The organism is Polynucleobacter sp. UB-Piko-W3 (genome assembly GCF_018881635.1).
Classification (GTDB): Bacteria; Pseudomonadota; Gammaproteobacteria; order Burkholderiales; family Burkholderiaceae; genus Polynucleobacter.
Genome location: NZ_JACVPY010000002.1, coordinates 1,381,319 through 1,401,000 on the forward strand (window position 1 = coordinate 1,381,319; position 19,682 = coordinate 1,401,000).

Annotated in this window: 14 protein-coding genes; 9 read left to right on the forward strand and 5 right to left on the reverse strand. The window is 45.8% G+C overall.

The features are described 5' to 3' along the window. Positions 1 to 9: 9 nt before the first annotated feature. Positions 10 to 2,829 carry a bifunctional [glutamate--ammonia ligase]-adenylyl-L-tyrosine phosphorylase/[glutamate--ammonia-ligase] adenylyltransferase gene (gene glnE / locus ICN31_RS07405; protein WP_216260092.1) on the reverse strand — a complete coding sequence of 940 codons (2,820 nt, stop codon included), beginning with the start codon at positions 2,827 to 2,829 and terminating at the stop codon, positions 10 to 12. Beyond that, positions 2,763 to 2,909, reverse strand: a complete 147-nt coding sequence (locus ICN31_RS07410; RefSeq protein WP_216260892.1) for a hypothetical protein — start codon at positions 2,907 to 2,909, stop codon at positions 2,763 to 2,765. The genes glnE and ICN31_RS07410 overlap by 67 nt, the downstream gene beginning before the upstream one ends. On the opposite strand from ICN31_RS07410, the gene ICN31_RS07415 reads away from it, so the two are divergent. The 4 genes from ICN31_RS07415 to ICN31_RS07430 are packed head-to-tail and all read left to right on the forward strand — an operon-like array spanning position 2,908 to position 10,555. After that, the gene (locus tag ICN31_RS07415; protein WP_216260093.1) at positions 2,908 to 7,062 is read left to right on the forward strand and encodes a YhdP family protein; all 4,155 of its coding nucleotides are present in this window, start codon (positions 2,908 to 2,910) and stop codon (positions 7,060 to 7,062) included. The two genes, ICN31_RS07410 and ICN31_RS07415, sit on opposite strands and share 2 nt — an antisense overlap. Continuing rightward, positions 7,059 to 7,889 carry a carbon-nitrogen hydrolase family protein gene (locus tag ICN31_RS07420; RefSeq protein WP_216260094.1) on the forward strand — a complete coding sequence of 277 codons (831 nt, stop codon included), beginning with the start codon at positions 7,059 to 7,061 and terminating at the stop codon, positions 7,887 to 7,889. The genes ICN31_RS07415 and ICN31_RS07420 overlap by 4 nt, the downstream gene beginning before the upstream one ends. 20 nt (positions 7,890 to 7,909) lie before the next feature. After that, positions 7,910 to 9,400 carry a metalloprotease TldD gene (gene tldD / locus ICN31_RS07425; RefSeq protein WP_255530934.1) on the forward strand — a complete coding sequence of 497 codons (1,491 nt, stop codon included), beginning with the start codon at positions 7,910 to 7,912 and terminating at the stop codon, positions 9,398 to 9,400. A gap of 30 nt (positions 9,401 to 9,430) precedes the next feature. After that, positions 9,431 to 10,555, forward strand: a complete 1,125-nt coding sequence (locus tag ICN31_RS07430; protein ID WP_088525289.1) for a 3-deoxy-7-phosphoheptulonate synthase — start codon at positions 9,431 to 9,433, stop codon at positions 10,553 to 10,555. A gap of 51 nt (positions 10,556 to 10,606) precedes the next feature. Here ICN31_RS07430 and ICN31_RS07435 read toward each other — a convergent pair whose 3' ends face one another. Next, positions 10,607 to 11,176, reverse strand: coding sequence for a cob(I)yrinic acid a,c-diamide adenosyltransferase (locus tag ICN31_RS07435; protein ID WP_088525290.1), 570 nt, complete (start codon positions 11,174 to 11,176; stop codon positions 10,607 to 10,609). Positions 11,177 to 11,218: 42 nt separating this feature from the next. On the opposite strand from ICN31_RS07435, the gene ICN31_RS07440 reads away from it, so the two are divergent. The 5 genes from ICN31_RS07440 to proC are packed head-to-tail and all read left to right on the forward strand — an operon-like array spanning position 11,219 to position 16,725. After that, positions 11,219 to 12,709: an FAD-linked oxidase C-terminal domain-containing protein gene (locus ICN31_RS07440; protein ID WP_088525867.1), complete on the forward strand. Its 1,491-nt coding sequence runs from the start codon at positions 11,219 to 11,221 to the stop codon at positions 12,707 to 12,709. Beyond that, positions 12,709 to 13,851, forward strand: coding sequence for a glycolate oxidase subunit GlcE (gene glcE / locus ICN31_RS07445; protein ID WP_216260095.1), 1,143 nt, complete (start codon positions 12,709 to 12,711; stop codon positions 13,849 to 13,851). The genes ICN31_RS07440 and glcE overlap by 1 nt, the downstream gene beginning before the upstream one ends. Positions 13,852 to 13,859: 8 nt before the next feature. Further along, the gene (glcF, locus tag ICN31_RS07450) at positions 13,860 to 15,137 is read left to right on the forward strand and encodes a glycolate oxidase subunit GlcF (protein ID WP_216260096.1); all 1,278 of its coding nucleotides are present in this window, start codon (positions 13,860 to 13,862) and stop codon (positions 15,135 to 15,137) included. After that, on the forward strand, positions 15,134 to 15,859 hold the full coding sequence (locus tag ICN31_RS07455; protein ID WP_216260097.1) for a YggS family pyridoxal phosphate-dependent enzyme: 726 nt from the start codon (positions 15,134 to 15,136) through the stop codon (positions 15,857 to 15,859). Before glcF ends, ICN31_RS07455 begins: the two co-directional genes overlap by 4 nt. Then, positions 15,856 to 16,725 carry a pyrroline-5-carboxylate reductase gene (gene proC, locus ICN31_RS07460; RefSeq protein WP_216260098.1) on the forward strand — a complete coding sequence of 290 codons (870 nt, stop codon included), beginning with the start codon at positions 15,856 to 15,858 and terminating at the stop codon, positions 16,723 to 16,725. The genes ICN31_RS07455 and proC overlap by 4 nt, the downstream gene beginning before the upstream one ends. A gap of 15 nt (positions 16,726 to 16,740) precedes the next feature. Here proC and ubiA read toward each other — a convergent pair whose 3' ends face one another. Both ubiA and recG read right to left on the reverse strand, forming a co-directional pair. Beyond that, positions 16,741 to 17,604: a 4-hydroxybenzoate octaprenyltransferase gene (gene ubiA, locus ICN31_RS07465; protein WP_216260099.1), complete on the reverse strand. Its 864-nt coding sequence runs from the start codon at positions 17,602 to 17,604 to the stop codon at positions 16,741 to 16,743. 10 nt (positions 17,605 to 17,614) lie between these two features. After that, positions 17,615 to 19,681 carry an ATP-dependent DNA helicase RecG gene (gene recG / locus ICN31_RS07470; RefSeq protein ID WP_216260101.1) on the reverse strand — a complete coding sequence of 689 codons (2,067 nt, stop codon included), beginning with the start codon at positions 19,679 to 19,681 and terminating at the stop codon, positions 17,615 to 17,617. Position 19,682 lies beyond the last annotated feature (1 nt).

Sequence of the window (19,682 nt, forward strand, 5' to 3'; positions counted from 1 at the left end):
TTAAGAGCTTTACTCAGCATTGGAAGGGGCTTGAAAGATTTCTAGCCAGAGTGCTTCAACAACAGATCTGGCAGCCCTAAGTTCAGGCTCATTCTCAAGATTACTCCGTGTTTTTTCTGCCCCATCCAAACGCAGGCGATGTTGACGAGATCTTAAGAGACGGTAAGCATTACCAACGGAATCGGCTATTTTTGGATCCATTAAACCTGCTTCTCCAGTAATGCGAAGCAAAGCAATATTGCCTAGATTACCAATCAGTTGTGGATGTTGATATGAATAAGCCAGGACTAAGAACTGCACAATAAATTCAATATCCACCATACCGCCTGAGTCGTGCTTTAAATCAAACTCACCGCTCACATTTGGATGGCCAGCATGCACTTTGCGGCGCATCTCTAAAATTTCAGCGCGTAGCTGATTGATGTTACGTTGCTGACTTAATACCTCCGAGCGCACAAGGTCAAATTCCAAACCTATAACCGGATTGCCGGCAGAAAAACGCGCCCTAGTTAAAGCTTGATGCTCCCAGACCCAAGCGGCGTTATCGCCTTCACGCAACTGATATTTTTTAAATGCTTCAGTATCAGTAACTAAAAATCCAGCTGACCCATTCGGGCGAAGCCGCGTATCAATCTCAAACAAACTACCAGTTGAGGTAAACGCTGTTAACCAGTTAATCATCCTCTTAGCAAGCAGTGCATAAATTTCTTGCGCGGCGTAATCAGACTCCACTGATTGATATAAAAATACTAAATCTAGATCAGAGGCATAACCCAGCTCCTTACCCCCCAACTTTCCATAAGAAATTATTGCAAATGGCGCAAGGAAGTCTTTGGGTAAGCCAAATTTCTGAGCAACGCCCGGCCATACTCGCTCAAAAGTAGTCTGTAGAATGAGATCTGCCAAAGCAGATAAATGGTCGCTTACCTTTTCAATCGCGAGAGGCTCTTTAACACCAATTCCAAGATCAGCTAAAAGCGTAATAAATGTCTCGGTATGGTGGGTCACACGCAGAATATCCATCGCCTGCTCTGAACTATCACCATCGGTCATGACATCATCAAGGCGCATATTCAGATTCGTTTTGACGTCTCGCCAATATTCTTCGGGCTCTTCAATTAAAGCCTTCTCAGTTCCCGAATGCAGTAAGTGATCGAGTAAATGTGGATGCCGCGTCAGATACTGTGCGCCCCATTGAGATACCTTTAGCAAATCCAGCACATTTAAGAGTGCTCTTGGGTATTCTGCCAAGATGGATAAATAAGCGCTACGTCTTGCAATGGCTTCAAGTAAATCAAAAAAACGTAATAAAGTTTGATCGGCATGAGCTTGATTACCGCCGGTGAGCTGCAAACTCTTCGCAGCTTGACGTATCAAATTATCAAAGATGAGTCGACTCTTCTCGGGCAACTGTCTTTGCTTAGGGCTATCAACCCATCCACTCCAGCGCACAAGAGTTTGAGGGAAATAGCTCCCATCTGGCTCCCAAGTGACATCAAGGGGGGCAAGCTTTAGCCGAGAATTGTCATCTAGTAAGAAAGCTTTTTCAAAAAGGCTAGCAACATGATTTTGGTGAAGATCTAATTCGGCCATAAAGGATTTACCGTCCTGACTCAGATCCTCTCCTGCCATTGATATTGCCAAACGCGAGCGGACCAATTCATCATCTGGCAGGTAATGGGTTTGTTGATCATCCCAAACTTGGATGCGATGCTCTAGGCGTCTTAAAAAGATATAAGCCGCCTTCAAGGTATTCACCTCTTCTATGGGCAAGATTCCTCGTTGCCCAATCAGACTAAGAACTTCTAAAGTGGGGCGCACCCTAAAGCGAGGGTCAGTACCGCCTCGCATCAATTGAAACATTTGCGCTAGAAATTCAATTTCTCGAATCCCCCCGCGACCTAATTTAATATCGCGCGAGCGACCCTGATGCCCAGCAGATTTCTTATCAGCTTCACGCTGAATCTGGGCATGCAAATCCCTGATTGAGGCAATCACGCCATAATCCAAATGTCGTCGATAGACAAATGGACGAATGAGTTGGTCCAACTCCTTTGCGCAGTAATCATGCTCCATTGATCCTGGCAATGGGGAGATCAAACGACCTTTAATCCAGGCATAACGCTCCCACTCTCTGCCCTGAACTAAAAGATATTCCTCCAGCATGTCTAAGCTACAGACCAATGGACCAGAGTCCCCATTGGGACGCAGACGCATATCTACCCGAAAGACAAAGCCATTTTCATCATGCTCGGACAAGAGCTTCATCAAGCGCTTACCCATACGAGAAAACCATTCATGGTTTGAAAGGGCTTTAGGTCCACCTTCAGTCTCGCCCTCATGCTCGTACAAGAAAATCAAATCAATATCAGATGAGAGATTGAGCTCAAGACCGCCTAATTTACCCATGCCTACAACCATGAGCGGCATCTCAGCATTATTTGGTTTGCTCCATGGAACCCCAAATCGACTTTTTAAATCTTCACGAATATAGGCAATACAGTCTGCAACTGCCAACTGCGCAAAATGGCTCAAGGCATGTGTCACCTCATCAAGACTCGCCATTCCATTCAGATCCCGAAACGCGATCCAAATCATCAGGCGCTGTCTAGCTAGCCGTAAATTGGCCATAAATTGCGCTTCATCCAGCACCGATTCTTGCTCAGTAATTTCAGGGGTTTTCAGCAAATCCTGGATGCCCTGAAAATCGACCTTTTGCTGCCCACAAGTACTCAGCCAGTCAACCCATTCAGGGCGAGCATTCAGCCAGCGCTGTGCATACGTGGAATGCCGTTGTAGAAACCCAATTTGCCTAGAAAAATCATCCATTCCCCCATCTTAATCCGTAGCCCAAATCCCGTGGCAGAAGCTTGGCGATCAACTGAATGCTGACGGATAATAGGGGCCATGCTGCAAAATATCATTCCGCCTCGCCTCAAGAGCGTGCTTACTAAAGGTCCTCAAGGTTCTGGCGGATCCTGGCTCAAACGTGCCCTCATTCTTTACAGCCTCGTTTTGGCATTATTGTTAGTTGGTCACTTTGGTATTCGCTTCATTATTTGGCCCCAAATTGAGAAATCTAAAGTCTCAGTAGAAAGACTCATTAGCGCTCGTATTGGTGCAGATGTCACCATGGATGATTTAAGAGTCTCCTGGACTGGTATCAGGCCTGATTTTGAAATCGATGGTCTACGCTTTAATGGCCCTGATAACTCGCAACCCTTTTTACAGATTGCAACAATTCGTGGCGAGCTCAGTTGGAATTCCTTCTATCACTTAGCACCCTATTTTCATGAGCTCTACTTTGAAAACGCCCAAATTTATACCCAACGTGATAACAAAGGCATCATCAGCATCGCTGGAATTCCTATTCATGGAAAGTCAAATGATCCTGGGCTAGAAAATTGGCTGCTGTCTCAAGATAAGATTGCTGTTAGCAATGTCAAATTATTTTGGACAGATAAGCTAGATAAAAAACTCACCACCGCTATAGAGATTCAAAATCTAGAGCTGACGAACGGCATTCGCAATCATCAGGCCTCACTCAAAACAATCACACCATGGACTAATGGACCTCTAGAAATCAAGGCTGACTTCGTTCACCACCTTGGCGGTCAAGCTGGAAATTGGCGCGACTGGATTGGAACTATTTCTTGGAATGTAGCGGAACTTAATCTCAGTCAAATTGCAAAAGATTTTTCCCTTCCCCTAAATACTCTGGAAGGAAAGCTTAGTTCTAAGGGAAAATTAAAAATAGATAACGGGCAGCCTGATGGTGGTGAAGCTTATGTAGCAGCAGACAATCTCACTATTCAGCTGGCAAAAAATGAAGACGCTATTGCTTTAGGTAGATTAGAGACTAATCTCACTCAAGAAAATAATAGTGGTTTTATTTCTGTTACTACGAAAACATTTGCTTGGCGAGACCTAGATAGCTCAAAGAATGCGCCATTAGAAAATTTAAGCCCAATGACGTTTAGCTGGAGACCGCCGGGGGCAGATGGCGAGATTAAAGAATTCGGATTTTCTTCGCCTAAAATTCTGGTTGAAGACGTTGCTCTATTCGCATTAAATCTCCCCCTGTCTAAAAAAGTACATCAATGGATTAAAGCGTCTCAGGCCGATGGTGAGCTGCAAAATCTTGATATTCGTTGGTCCGAGAGTAAATCTTCGCTGTCGTCATTAAACATCCCCGGAGGCTTTTTCAAATCAAACAAACTTGATTTCTCTGTTAGCGCCAAGTTAGTTGATCTCAGCTTTGTTGGTATTGACAAAAGTATGCCATCTGTTTCAAACCTCTCTGGATTTATTACCGGCAATCAGAATCAAGGCAGTTTTTCAGTTAATTCCAATGATCTAGAAGTAAATATCAATGACTTATTAGTCGATCCTAAAATTAAACTAGACCGGGCGAATGGGCAGCTGAGCTGGTCTAAGAAAAAAGATAACTGGGTCATCGATGCTAAACAACTTGCTTTAAGCAATCCAGAAATTGACACAACCCTAGATATCAATTACGTCATTGGTGGCCCTAAAAAACCAGATCAAATGATGCTGGATATGAATTTCGCAAGAGCTGACTTAAGAACTGCATACCGATATCTACCCCTTGGGATGGGAAAAGATGCAAGGCTATACCTGAGTAAAGCATTCTCTGCGGGCAGCATACAAAAAGGTAGCCTTCATATCAAAGGCGATCCCAATGGCGTCCCTTACCCCAATAGCACTAATGGAGAGTTCACTTTAAATCTGCCAATCATCGGAGCTACCTTCAGTCCTGTTCCATTGTTACCAAATAACCAAGGGGTCTGGTCTGCATTTAGCAAAGTGAATGGCGTAGTTACAATGCAAAACTCTCGCTTTGCGGTTGATATTTCTCAGGCGAATTACAAAGATGTTGCACTCAACCAATTTCATGCGGAAATTCCGAATGTCAGCGCACAACAATTGGTTTTATCGGTGAATGGTAATGCTCAAGGTAATGCGCCACAGATGTTGGAGTATTTATACGCTTCACCGTTTGGCAAAAAACAAAGCAAGTTAGAAAAAAATCTACGAGTTAGCGGGCCCGTCAATCTTGACATAGGATTAAAGGTTCCCCTATCTATCAATGACGATATTAATGTTGATATCAAGCTAGCTTTACCCGGCAATAAAGCACAGTGGGCCAATTTACCTCCACTCGAAAATCTCAAGGGCAAAATTCGGATTACCGAAATTAATCCCGAATTTGAAGATGTCACCGCCAACTTCTTAGGCGGCTCTCTGAAAATCGGCAGCTCTCCATCGACCCCGGGGAAACAAAACTTTAATATTGCAGGCGATATTACTGCGGGCTTCATCAAGAACTATCTCGTTAATACAATAAAAACTGAGTCCACGCCATTACTTGAGGCAATGAGTGGATCTGCAAAATACGAAGGCACACTCAGCTTTAATAAAACTGGTAGCGAAACGAATCTCAAGTTTGGTTTGCGTGACTGGGCTAGCACTGCACCAGCACCGGCGAAGAAACTGATGGGCACACCAATGGTGGGACAAATTACCCTTAAAACTGCGCCTAATAGTCCATCGGGGGCAAATCGCCTTAGCTGGAATGGCAAACTTGGTGATATATACACAATTCAAGGAGACCTAAATAGTGATGACGAGTTCCGATTTGCGCTAGGCATAGGCGCAGCAGCAAACTTGTCTCAACCCGGGCTTAATCTCAACCTAGCAAGTAATGAACTCAATCTAGATGATTGGCTGGATTTTTTCAGAAAGCAAAAGCAAAAAAATAATTCCTCTAAAGCAGATTATGCGAGTGAAAGTAATATTTCTATTACCGCACAGGTTAAGAAACTCACTTTGCTTGAGCGTAACTGGCAAGACATGAATCTATCTACTAGCAATAAGAATGGCGTCTGGCGGATGCGCATCAACTCACCTCTCGCTGCTGGCCAAGTTCAATATCAGGCACCTAATCAAACCGATGTCAGCGGTCTTATTAGCGGCCATTTAAGTCGCCTCAAGGTTCCAGATGAGACTATCCTGGCGACAGGTACTAAGAGCCCCCCTAAGGAAACTAACAAATCGGCCCAAAACAATAGCGCTAATAAAAGTAAGCTCTCACCTAATGCAATTCCAAGCCTAGACTTAACTATTGATGACTTTAATTGGTCAACTATCTCACTTGGAAAAACCAAGCTCAAAACGAAGACTAGCAACAACCTTCTAACGATTGAGTCTATTCAATTTAATAATCCTCAGGGCAGCTCCACTACCACTGGGCAATGGATTGGGGCAAGTACAAATCAGCAGGAACATAGTAACCTCAATATCGATTTAGATATTAAAGATGCTGGCCTCATTATTGCTAAGTGGGGTTCACAAAAATCCGTTGAGGGTGGGCAAGGTAAACTCACAGCGAATGCAGAGTGGGATGGCTCACCCTTTAATCCAAAATTTGAAACTCTTAGTGGCAAGGTCAATTTAAATCTTGAAAAAGGTCGCTTGCTAGAAGTCGACACTAGCGGCGCTCAAATTCTGGATGTGCTGAGTCTTCAAAGTCTATTTAGGTTTGCTACTCTAGATCTGCAAGGTAGTCTTGGCAATATTGTGAGTAAAGGCACGCCCTTCAACAATATCGATGCAAGCTTTGACATTGCGAGTGGCGTTGCTCAAACTAAGCAATTCACCATGGGCCTAGATCAGGCTAAGGTCACTATGACAGGGCAAATTAATATCCCGAAAAAAAAACAAGATCTGCGTGTCACGATCTTCCCAACTATTGATGCCACTGCTGGCTCCTTAGCGGCTTTTGCTATTAACCCAATTGTTGGATTGGGGGTACTAGTTGGACAGTACCTCATTACTAGTCAAATCAATCGAAATTTACAATCTGATTATTTAGTACAGGGTTCTTGGGATAAGCCAGAGGTTATTCCATTAGATCAAAAAGGTCAGCCAATTGACACTAAAACTTTAAACACGATACGTAGTAAAGACTTATTAAAAGAACAAAGTAAACCGAGCACCAACACTACACCAGCACCAAAACCGCAGGTGCAGTCTTTATGAGCAAATCAAACTCCACTGAACTGAAGATTGCCGGGATTCAAATGGTGTCTAGCGCATCCTTACAAGAGAACCTAGAAACAGCCCGCAGATTGATTAAAGCTGCCGCTCATGATGGTGCGCAGATTGTTGTTCTTCCTGAGTACTTTTGCATCATGGGACTCAAAGACACGGATAAAGTGAATATCCGGGAAAAATTGGGTAATGGTCCAATTCAAGAAGCGCTTGCAGCCTTCGCTAAAGATAATGGTATTTATTTAATTGCGGGAACTATTCCTCTTGAAGCAAAAGATCCTAACAAAGTATTAAATACAACCCTAGTTTTTAGTCCAGATGGGCAGCGGGCTGGACGCTATGACAAGATTCATTTATTTGGCTTTCAGACAAACACAGAGCGCTATCAAGAATCTGAAACCATTGAGGCTGGCGAACAGCCCGGCATTATCAAGATCACTATCAATGGTACTGAATGGACCTTTGGTCTAAGCATCTGCTATGACTTACGTTTCCCAGAACTGTATCGCGCCCTAGGGCAAGTAGATTGCCACATCATTCCCGCTGCGTTTACTTATACAACCGGCAAAGACCATTGGGAAATACTGTTACGAGCTCGCGCTATTGAAAACCAGTGCTACGTCCTAGCTTCAGCGCAAGGCGGTGTGCACCAAAACCAAAGGCGTACCTGGGGTAATACCATGCTGATCGACCCATGGGGTGAGGTTCTAACTACCCTACCAGAAGGTGAGGGGCTTATTTCTGGGGTTTTGAGCAAAGATAAATTAAACGAGGTACGCTCTAAGTTACCTGCACTCGCACACCGTAAGCTTTAAAGAAAGACCTGCCGAATCACATGAATGCACCCGAAGCACTATTTCCAGTCAACTGGACCAAAGCCAAAAAGCAAGCAGACCTTCTTAAATTAGCCAAGTCGATTCTGCTTGAGCCAACTGGACTCTCAGAGCAAGATCTTCACAAAACATTTGGCAGCATGTTTACCCATCGCCTAGATGATGTTGATCTCTACTTCCAACATACTCGCAGCGAAAGCTGGAGTCTTGAAGAAGGTATTGTGAAATCAGGCAGCTTTAATATTGATCAAGGCGTAGGCGTACGCGCTATTTACGGTGATAAAACTGCCTTTGCCTACTCGGATGAAATTAATTTAGAAGCACTGAGCAAGGCCGCTAAAGCGACCCGCGTTATTGGCCCACAGGGAGGCAAGCAGGCGGTTGCTAGCAAACTATTTAATCCAATATCCAACAAGCTGTACTCAGACATGAATCCTTTGGACTCACTACAGCCCAAAGAAAAAATTGCCCTCTTAGAAAGCATTGAGCGCCGCGCAAAAGCCCGTGATCCTCGCATCATCCAGGTGATGGCCAGTCTTGCCGGTGAGTTTGACGTTGTTCTAGTAGTCCGCGCAGATGGTTTACTAGCTGCAGATGTAAGGCCGCTGGTACGCGTTTCAGTCCATGTGATTGCAGAACAAAATGGTCGCCGTGAATCTGGATCTTCAGGTGGTGGTGCACGACACGATTACCATTATTTTGATACTACCCTGATTAATCAATACGTCGATGAAGCGGTTGATGGCGCTTTAGTAAATTTAGAGTCGCGTCCTGCGCCTGCTGGCCCGATGACGGTTGTCATGGGTCCAGGCTGGCCCGGCGTACTCCTCCATGAGGCAGTAGGTCATGGCCTTGAGGGTGACTTCAATCGCAAAGGTTCTTCCGCTTTTGCTGGCCGTATCGGGCAACGCGTAGCCGCTAAGGGAGTCACTGTGGTTGATGATGGCACTCTGTCTGGTCGCAGAGGATCACTCAATATTGATGATGAAGGCACTCCTACTCAATGCACTACTTTGATTGAGGATGGAATTTTAAAAGGCTACATTCAGGACAGCCTCAATGCACGACTCATGAAAATGCCTCTCACCGGTAATGGTCGCCGCGAAAGTTTTGCATCGCTACCAATGCCCCGCATGACCAATACTTATATGCTAGCTGGCAAGGATGATCCTCAAGAAATTGTGGCTAGTATCAAGCGCGGCCTATATGCAGTGAATTTTGGTGGTGGCCAAGTAGACATTACTAGTGGCAAATTTGTGTTCTCAGCCTCGGAAGCTTATTGGGTTGAAAACGGCAAAATTCAGTACCCCGTCAAAGGCGCTACCATTATTGGCAGTGGCCCAGAGTCCCTCAAACAGGTCTCGATGATTGGTAACGACCTTAAATTAGATGGCGGGATTGGGGTTTGTGGCAAGGAGGGGCAAAGCGTCCCGGTCGGGGTTGGACAGCCCACTTTGCGGATCGACAGCCTTACCGTGGGTGGAACTGCCTGATATTACTGAATTACGGCTTAAAATAACCCTATGAGCCAACAAAATACTAATCCTGCTAACTGGTACTCTGCCGTTGATAAGACGTCAGATACCGACGACCAACGCATCGACAAAATTACTGTTCTGGCACCACCAGAGCATCTCATTCGCTTCTTTCCGATTTCAGGAACGCCCACTGAAGTATTGATCAGCAAAACTCGTAAAAAGATTCGCGACATTATTCACGGGAAAGATGATCGCCTACTCGTCATCATTGGGCCCTGCTCGATTCATGATCCACGTGCGGCACTCGAATACTGCCAGCGTCTCTTAACTGAGCGCGATCGCTTCGCTGGCGAATTAGAAATTGTGATGCGCGTCTATTTTGAAAAGCCTCGCACTACTGTTGGCTGGAAAGGTCTGATCAACGACCCGTATCTAGATGAGAGCTATCGTATTGAAGAAGGTCTGCGTCTTGCACGTCAAGTCCTCATGGAAATTAATCGTCTTGGCATGCCAGCAGGTAGTGAATTCCTAGATGTCATCTCCCCACAATATATTGCTGACCTCATTTCTTGGGGCGCAATTGGCGCCCGCACAACCGAAAGCCAAGTGCATCGCGAACTCGCGTCTGGTTTGTCTGCGCCTATTGGATTTAAGAATGGCACTGATGGCAACATCAAGATCGCTACTGATGCTATTCAAGCAGCGGGTCGTCCACACCACTTCTTATCTGTTCATAAGAATGGTCAAGTATCCGTTGTGGAAACTAAAGGCAATCAAGATTGTCACGTCATTTTGCGCGGTGGCAAAGAGCCCAACTATGAAGCGGCACACGTCAAAGCAGCCTGCGCTGAGCTAGCAGCAGCCAAGCTCCCAGCCAGTTTGATGGTTGACCTATCGCATGCTAACTCCAGCAAGAAACATGAGCGCCAAATTGTTGTGGCTGATGATATTGCCCAACAAATTGAGTCTGGTTCACATGAAATTTTTGGCGTAATGGTAGAAAGTCATCTCAATGATGGTGCGCAGAAGTTTACGCCTGGTAAAGATGATCCAAGCAAGCTCGAGTACGGCAAGAGCATTACGGATGCCTGCATTAATTGGGATGATTCTGTGAAAGTACTTGAGCGTTTAGCTGGTGCAGTCAAGAAACGCAGAAGCAAGAAAAAATAATCTTAGTTCTCAACTCAAGCAGAAATCAACGTAATACTAAAAGAGACTAATTTATTTAGTCTCTTTTTTTTCATGCTTCCAAAGCACATCCGTACCGCCAGCTGCGCGATTGAGAATGCGTGAAAGGACGAACAATAAATCAGATAAACGATTGACATATTGACGTGGGGAGTCATACAAAGGCTCTGCCCAGCCTAAGCGCACAATCGAGCGCTCAGCTCTTCTGCAGACGGTACGACATACATGTGCTTGCGCGGCAGCACGAGTACCACCAGGCAGAATGAATTCGGTCAAAGGAGGTAATTCTTTGTTGTACTTCTCTAGCCAAACATCCAGCTGAGCCACATGGTCTGGATTTAAGAGCTTATAGTTAGGGATACAAAGCTCGCCACCCAGATCAAATAAATCATGCTGAACTTGCATGAAAAGCCCTTTTAGCTCAGTAGCAATGCTTTCTGGGAACTCCTCAGTCATCAAAACACCGATCGATGAGTTCAACTCATCGACGTCGCCCATAGCGCAAATCCGTAAATGATCCTTCTCCACGCGACTTCCATCGCCTAATCCGGTCATTCCAGCATCACCCGTTCTAGTAGCGATTTTTGATAGTCGATTTCCCATGAGCTTAATTATAGGTAAATGGCTAAAATGATTCCTATGAATATGGTGACCCCACCCCCCGATATAGCCGCTATCAGCGCACTACAGTCAAAACTGGTCTCAGCCTTGCGTCCGATTCTTCCAGAGCACGCCCTACTTTGGGAGCCTGAAGACACGATTCCCTACGAATGTGATGGTTTGGCTGCCTATAAGCGTATGCCTTTAGCAGTTGCTCTACCAGAAACAGAGGAGCAAGTCGCCAAAATCCTCAAAATCTGCTTTGAGATGCAAATCCCAATAGTTCCTCGAGGATCAGGAACTGGACTATCAGGTGGAGCAATGCCAATCTCCCAAGGCTTAGTGCTCTCCCTTGCAAAGCTCAAGAAAATTCTTAGTATTGACGCATTTACTCGCACTGCAGTGGTTCAGCCGGGAGTTCGCAACTTAGCCATCTCTGAAGCCGTTGCTCACCTGGGTCTTTACTACGCACCAGATCCCTCATCTCAGATTGCCTGCTCCATTGGCGGTAACGTAAATGAAAACTCTGGTGGAGTGCATTGTCTTAAATACGGCCTCACCTTACATAACGTTCTGCGCGTACGTGGCATTTTGATGAACGGTGAGATTGTTGAATTTGGCGGCCTAGCTCCAGATTCTCCTGGTTTAGATTTGCTTGCTATTGTTTTGGGCAGCGAAGGCATGCTAGCAGTAGTCACAGAAGTAACTGTCAAGTTAGTAGCCAAACCAAAACTGGCGCGCGTCATCATGGCAAGTTTTGACGATATTGAAAAAGGTGGTAATGCTGTTGCGGCGATCATCGCTGCCGGCATTATTCCTGCTGGTTTAGAGATGATGGACCAAGCAACCACCCGAGCTGTAGAAGAATTTGTCAATGCAGGCTACGACTTAGAGGCAGCAGCCATTTTGCTTTGTGAATCTGACGGAACTCCAGAAGAGGTTGCTGAAGAGATTGAACGCATGACGAAAGTGCTTGAAGAATCGGGCGCTAGTGGTATTCGGATTTCCAGAGATGAGACTGAACGCTTGAAGTTTTGGAGTGGCCGTAAAAATGCCTTCCCGGCAGCAGGACGAATCGCTGCGGATTACTACTGTATGGATGGGACTATCCCACGTAGACATATTGCCACCCTACTCAAGCGTATTCAGGGTATGGAAAAAAAATATGGCTTAGGTTGCTTGAACGTATTTCATGCAGGTGACGGCAATATGCATCCATTGATTTTGTTTAATGGTGCTGATGAGGAAGAATGGCATCGCGCTGAAGAATTTGGCACTGATATTCTCGAAGCTTGTGTTGAGCTTGGCGGCACAATTACTGGTGAACATGGGGTTGGTCTTGAAAAGATTAACACCATGTGTATTCAGTTTGGTGATGGTGAACGCGAGTCTTTCTGGGGTGTGAAGAGCGCCTTTGATCCAGAAAAGCTTCTTAATCCTGATAAGGGCATCCCAACACTGAGTCGCTGTGCTGAATATGGCCGCATGCGCATTAGCGGAGGCAAACTACCGCATCCAGAATTGGAGCGCTTTTAATGAATGCTGCCAATCCCATTATTGAGACATTTCGTGAACAGATCCAAAATGCAGTAAGCAATAAAACACAACTCTCTATTGAAGGTGGCGGGACCAAGTCTTGGTATGGCAATCCCAATAGTCACATAAAACTCGATACTCGTCCTTACTCTGGAATCTTAGAATATCAGCCAGAAGAATTAGTCATTACGGCTTGTGCAGGCACACCCCTGAAAGAAATTGAAGCTGCGCTCAAAGCAAAAAATCAGATGCTGGCATTTGAGCCACCTCACTTTGGTGAAAAAGCCACTTTTGGCGGCGCCATTGCAGCGGGCTTAGCTGGTCCAAATCGCATTAGCGTTGGCAACTTGCGAGATTTTGTTTTGGGTGCGCGCATTCTTGATGGCAAAGGCCAAGATTTATCTTTTGGCGGACAAGTAATGAAAAACGTAGCCGGCTACGATATCTCTCGCTTATTACCAGGCTCCATGGGAACTCTTTCATTACTCCTAGAGGCATCGGTCAAGGTATTACCAAGACCAGCAGCTACTGCAACACTGCGTTGCCATATCTCTCAAGAGAAAGCATTGCGCACTTTAAATGAGTGGGCCGGTCAACCATTACCAATGTCAGCAAGCTGTTGGATCGGCAATCCTGCTGGCGAAGGTCAATTGACAATTCGTTTAGCAGGTGCAGCAGCAGCAATCAAAGCTGCTATTCCCTTAATGAGCTCTTTGGTAGACGCAAGTGAAGTAGATACTCAATCTGCCGAAGCATTTTGGAATGATTTGCGCGAGCATCAGCTACCATTATTTGAAAATCTCGCTGCTGATCAAACTCTGTATCGCCTAGCATTACCTGCAGCCTGTGGACCACTCACGATTCCCGGAGCAGGTCATGAAATTATTCTAGAGTGGCATGGTCAGCAGCGTTGGATTAAAGCGCCCGGGGATGAAGCTACATTTAATTCAATCAAACAATTAGCAACAAGTCATGGTGGACATGCAACTCGTTTCAGACAGGGCGCAAGCATAAATCCTCAATTCCAACGCTTTACAATGCTGAGTGAGCAAGCGCACTCCAAAGCCCTCGAGCTCGTACAAGAGCGTCTGAGATCTGCATTTGATCCTACTGGCGTATTTGCAACTAAACGTCTTCCATAAGCATATCTATGTACACTCAACTTGCCCCCCAATTTGTAAATACTCCAGAAGGTATTGAAGCAGCCCGTATTTTGGGTAAATGTGTTCACTGTGGTTTTTGTACTGCTACTTGCCCGACTTATCAGATACTGGGTGATGAGCTCGATGGCCCACGTGGTCGCATTTACCTCATTAAGCAAATGGCTGAAGGCTCAGCCCCCACCGAAAAAACTCGCCTGCACTTAGATCGCTGTCTGACTTGTCGCAATTGCGAAAGCACCTGCCCTAGCGGTGTGCAATACGGCAACTTAATTGATATTGGTCGCAAGTGGGCTGAAGACAATACACCTCAGCGCCCTCTTGGTGAGCGCTTAACACGCTGGGCTTTGAGAGAAGGCTTAACTAAGCCAGCATTATTTAATTCAGCTATGGCTTTAGGTCGCTTAGTGCGTCCACTGATGCCAAACGGTATCCAACGCAAAATTCCACAGCAGAAGAGTAAGGCGTTAGATAGCTCTACTGATCCTTCTACAAGGCCAACAACCGTACATGCTCGAAAAATGCTTATTCTGGAAGGCTGTGTTCAACCAGGCATGTTGCCAAACATCAATTCTGCGACTGCACGCGTTTTAGATGCATTGAAGATTCAGCTGATTAGCGCTCCAAATGCCACTTGCTGTGGTGCCTTGCGTTATCACTTAAACGATCAAGCAGGCGGCCTAGAGAATGCCAAGCAAAATATTGATGCTTGGTGGCCTTTAGTTGAAAGCGGTGTTGAGGCAATCATCATGACTGCCTCTGGTTGTGGTGTGATAGTTAAGGATTATGGCCACCTCTTTGCCAATGAACCTGCCTATGCAGCTAGGGCCAAAAAGATCTCCCATCTAACCAAGGACATCTCTGAAATTCTGCCCGATCTGCAAAATGAATTAATCCAACTGATCGGCACAGATCAAAAACCAGGCGTGGTGTATCACCCACCCTGCACTTTGCAGCATGGCCAACAAATTCGGGGCAAAGTGGAAGATTTGCTATCGAGTATCGGCATCGGTGTTCGTTTGTGCGCTGATAGTCATCTATGCTGCGGTTCTGCAGGCACCTATTCAGTTACCCAGCCCGAGCTCTCGGAGCAGTTACGCAAGAATAAGTTAGGTCACTTGAATGCGGCTTGCGAAGAATCTGGTGCAGAAATAATTGTTTCTGGAAATGTGGGTTGTATTACACACCTTCAGCAAGAAGATACGCCAGTACTCCATTGGATCGAGATCGTAGATCAATTGATTCGCAAATCTTCGAAGGCCCAATGAACTCCATTGTTGTTAACCTGATGCAGGTAAGGCAACGCATCGAGCTTGCCTGTTTAGCAGCAAAGCGTGAGCCCGAAGAAATCGAACTCTTAGCAGTCAGTAAGACCTTTCCAACACATGCAATTGAAGAAGCCATGCACGCAGGACAATCTGCTTTTGGTGAAAACTACGTTCAAGAGGGTGTTGAAAAAATTACTCAACTCGCTAAATTGCGCCCTTGGCTAGTTTGGCACTTCATCGGCCCGCTTCAAAGCAATAAGACTAGAGAAGTTGCTGAGCATTTTGATTGGGTGCATAGCGTTGACCGTCTCAAAATTGCAGAACGCCTCTCTGCTCAGCGTGGTGAATTTCCTAACCTAGCTGAATTGCAGCTGTGTGTTCAAGTGAATGTGAGCGATGAAGATAGCAAAAGCGGCGTCCCCCTTTCTGAGGCTGAGGCACTCTGTGAATCTATAGCTCAATTACCCAATATCATTCTCAGAGGTTTAATGGCTATTCCGGCTCCAAGCTTAGATCTGAACGAGCAGCGCAAAGCTTTTGCCCAAGTCCAAGATTGTTTTAAACGTATTCAAGCGTTCCGAGCAATAGACCCTCGGTATCAATTCTTTGATACCCTTTCTATGGGTATGTCTGATGATCTTGAGGCAGCCATTGCCCAAGGCAGTACTATTGTACGTGTAGGCACTGCCATTTTTGGGAAGCGCGATAAGATTAGCAAATGAGTACAAATCAGATCAGCCAAAATAATAGTCATGTGCACATCACCTTTATTGGTGGTGGCAATATGGGTCGCGCCTTGATTAGCGGCTTACTTGCGAATGGATTTAACTCCAATCAAATTTCAGTAGTCGAAGCTAATGCAGTAACTGCCCTACAGCTACATGAAGACTTTGGTGTTCAAGGCATTGGCGCTTTGGAGCAGATTGCTTTTGATTTCTCAAAAAATAATGTTCTTGTCATGGCCATCAAGCCACAGGACTTTAATGTTGTTGCTAAGGGCCTATCTTCAAAACTCAAGCATGCAACGGCACCTGGTCCATTGATTTTGAGTATTGCCGCTGGCATTCGTTTAAAAGATATGAGTCGCTGGCTAGACCATGCCCGCTGTGTCCGCGCTATGCCCAATACTCCCGCATTAATTGGCAAAGGCATTACTGGACTATTTGCCGATGCAACTGTCAATGAATCTGACCGCGAACTAGCCCAGACTATCTGCAATGCAGTTGGTCAAAGCATTTGGGTATCCGAAGAAAAACTCATGGATGCTGTTACAGCAGTTTCTGGTAGTGGTCCTGCTTACGTTTTTGCCTTTTTAGAAGCCATGCAATCAGCTGGTGAGAAATTAGGCCTAGATGCAAAGAGTGCTCGCAAACTAGCTTATGCAACCCTTGAGGGCGCAACGCAACTTGCCCATAACTCTGATGAACATGCTGGCATTCTTCGTGAGCGTGTCACCTCTAAAGGCGGCACTACAGCAGCAGCGCTTGAGGTCATGAAGCAAGAAGGCTGGAATGAGATTCTTGAAAAAGCAATTGATGCTGCCAGTCAGCGCGGCAAAGCAATGGGTGATGAACTGGGTAAGAGCTAATTACCTAAGTAACTCTTAGTTCAGACTGAGGCCCAGCACAATTCCTAGAAATAAAAATCCACCTAACCAGTTGTTATGGCGGAAAGCCGCAAAGCATTCTTCGCGCTTACGGGTAGAGATCAGCTTGAGGTGGTAGATGGCGCAAGCTAAGGCTATAAACCATCCCGCTAAAAAGTAATTACTCAAGTTAGCCAATTGCGCTACCCAAATTTGACTAATAAACAAGATGGCATAACTTACTGCAATTGCCGCAACATCATATTGCCCAAAGGTAATTGCAGAAGTGCGTAGACCTAATCGAAGATCATCTTCCCGATCAACCATGGCATAGGCAGTGTCATAAGCAATGGCCCAAAAAATATTTCCCACAAATAAGATCCAAGCTTCCATAGGAATGTCATTCAAGGTAGCTGCATAAGCCATGGGGATACCAAAACCAAAAGCGATACCGAGAACCGCTTGGGGCATTGCAAAGAAGCGTTTAGTAAAGGGATAAATGAAGGCCACTGCCAATGCAAAAAATGACAATGTCTTGGTATAAGTATTGAGTGACTGAATCAGCAAAAAAGCAAGCAAAGCCAGAGTAGCTGCAACTAGTAGCGCCTCCTTACCCGAAATCTTGCCACTCGTTACGGGGCGTCCTTGCGTTCTCAGCACATGCCGATCAAAGTTGCGATCAGCATAATCATTCATTGCACAACCTGCGCTACGCATCAAGAAAGTGCCCGCCACGAAGATCAATGAGATTTTGAGCTCTGGCACACCACTACTGGCAAGCCATAAAGCCCAAAGGGTTGGCCATAAGAGCAATAAAGTGCCAATTGGCTTATCTAGGCGAATCAGATAAGCATATGAGATAAGGCGATCATTCAAGGACATAAGGTAATTATCATGCCTTTAGAAATTCAGCGCGAGATCCTAGCCAGCGCTCTAAATGGCGCTCCACTAAGTCAGCATGCTCGGCCAGCAATCTTTCGGCAGCTTGTTGAGCTAATTCAATTAACCAAGCATCGCGTTGTAAATCTACAAATCGCAACATGGCATCTCCAGACTGCTTCGCTCCGAGCAGTTCACCGGGGCCGCGCAGGGAAAGGTCCCGCTCTGCGATCACAAAGCCATCGGATACCTCACGTAAAGTTTGCAGGCGCTCTTTTGCTGCCATAGATAAGGGCTCTGCATACATCAAGATACAAACAGAGTCCGCAGAACCACGGCCCACACGCCCACGTAATTGATGAATCTGGGCATAACCAAAGCGCTCTGCATGTTCAATCACCATGAGCGCTGCATTCGGTACATCCACACCCACCTCAATCACTGTAGTAGCTACCAACAATTGAATTTCATTGGCTTTGAAGGCAGCCATCACTGCTGCTTTTTCTTCGGCTTTTAAGCGGCCATGCACTAAGCCTACTTTAAAGTTTGGCAAGGCCTGCGTCAGTTGCTCAAAACTTTCAACGGCAGTTTGTAACTGCAAGGCTTCAGACTCTTCAATCAAAGGGCAAACCCAATAGGCTTGCAATCCTTTGGAGAGCCAACTGTGTAAGCCGCCAATGACCTCGTCACGACGACTAGCCTTCACTACCTTGGTAGTAATGGGTTTTCGACCGGGAGGTAACTCATCAATGACAGATACATCGAGGTCTGCGTAATACGTCATCGCTAAAGTACGTGGAATTGGCGTTGCTGACATCATCAGTTGATGACAGTAAAACAATTCAGATCCCAGTCTTTGCTGAATTTCTAAACGCTGCCTCACACCAAAACGATGTTGTTCATCAATAACTGCTAATCCTAATTTGGAAAAACTCACACTCTCCTGAATCAGGGCGTGGGTACCAATAATCAGCTGAGCATGACCACTCTCAATCATTTCTTGGGCCAGTTTTTTTTCTTTTGCTTTCAAACTACCTGACAGCCAAGCAATACGAACACCCAATGGTTCAAACCACTCTTTCATTTTTAAGTAATGCTGCTCAGCCAAGATTTCTGTGGGAGCCATGACTGCAGCCTGATAACCATGATCTATAACACGTGCTGCCGCCAGGGCTGCAACTACCGTCTTACCACTACCCACATCACCCTGTAATAGACGATTCATGGGGAATGATTTTTCTAGATCATGGCCAATCTCAGACCAAACACGAGCTTGCGCAGTAGTTAAAGTAAATGGCAGCGCTTTCAGTAAGTGCGCCTCAAGACTTTTATCTTTTGACGGTTTTACGAAACTCGGAGCATGCCGCTCTCTTCGAATGGCATGAGCACGTTTCAAGGAAATCTGCTGCGCCAGTAATTCTTCGAACTGCACACGGCGCCATGCAGGATCGGTACGCTCTAATAACGCTTGAGTATCAGCATCGGCAGGTGGCTGATGTAAATAGGTGATAGCAGCTTGTAGACTTGGCCAATCATTGCTGGGAAGCAGTTCTGTCATTAACTTTTTGGGTAAGAACTCAGCCAAGCTATCTTGCAAAGTAGGATGGCGTAATGCTTGCGCAACTGCTTTACGAATGACTGTTTGCGAAACACCAGCACTAGCTGGATAGACTGGAGTCAAACTCATTGGTAAAGGGGTATCTGCTGCTAAAGCTTTAACAGTGGGGTGGACCATTTCTGGCCCCTGAAATCCTTCGCGCACCTCGCCACGAACTCGTATATGCGCTCCCACCGCCATTTGCTTTTGCTGGCTGGGATAGAAATTGAGGAAGCGGAGCTGCAAAGTCTCGGTCTCATCTTCAATGGTGACCAACATCTGCCTTCTCGGTCTAAATAGGACCTGATTCCGGATTACGACCCCTTGGGTCTGGGCCGCGCCAAATCTGCCCCGACTGAGAGCCTCCTCAATTGTGAATAGCTCGGTTTCATCTTCATAGCGAGATGGAAGATGCAAAGCAAGGGCCATAGGGCTGTCTAAACCCATTTTTTGGAGTGTGCTTGGCGCTTGTTTAGTAGTCATC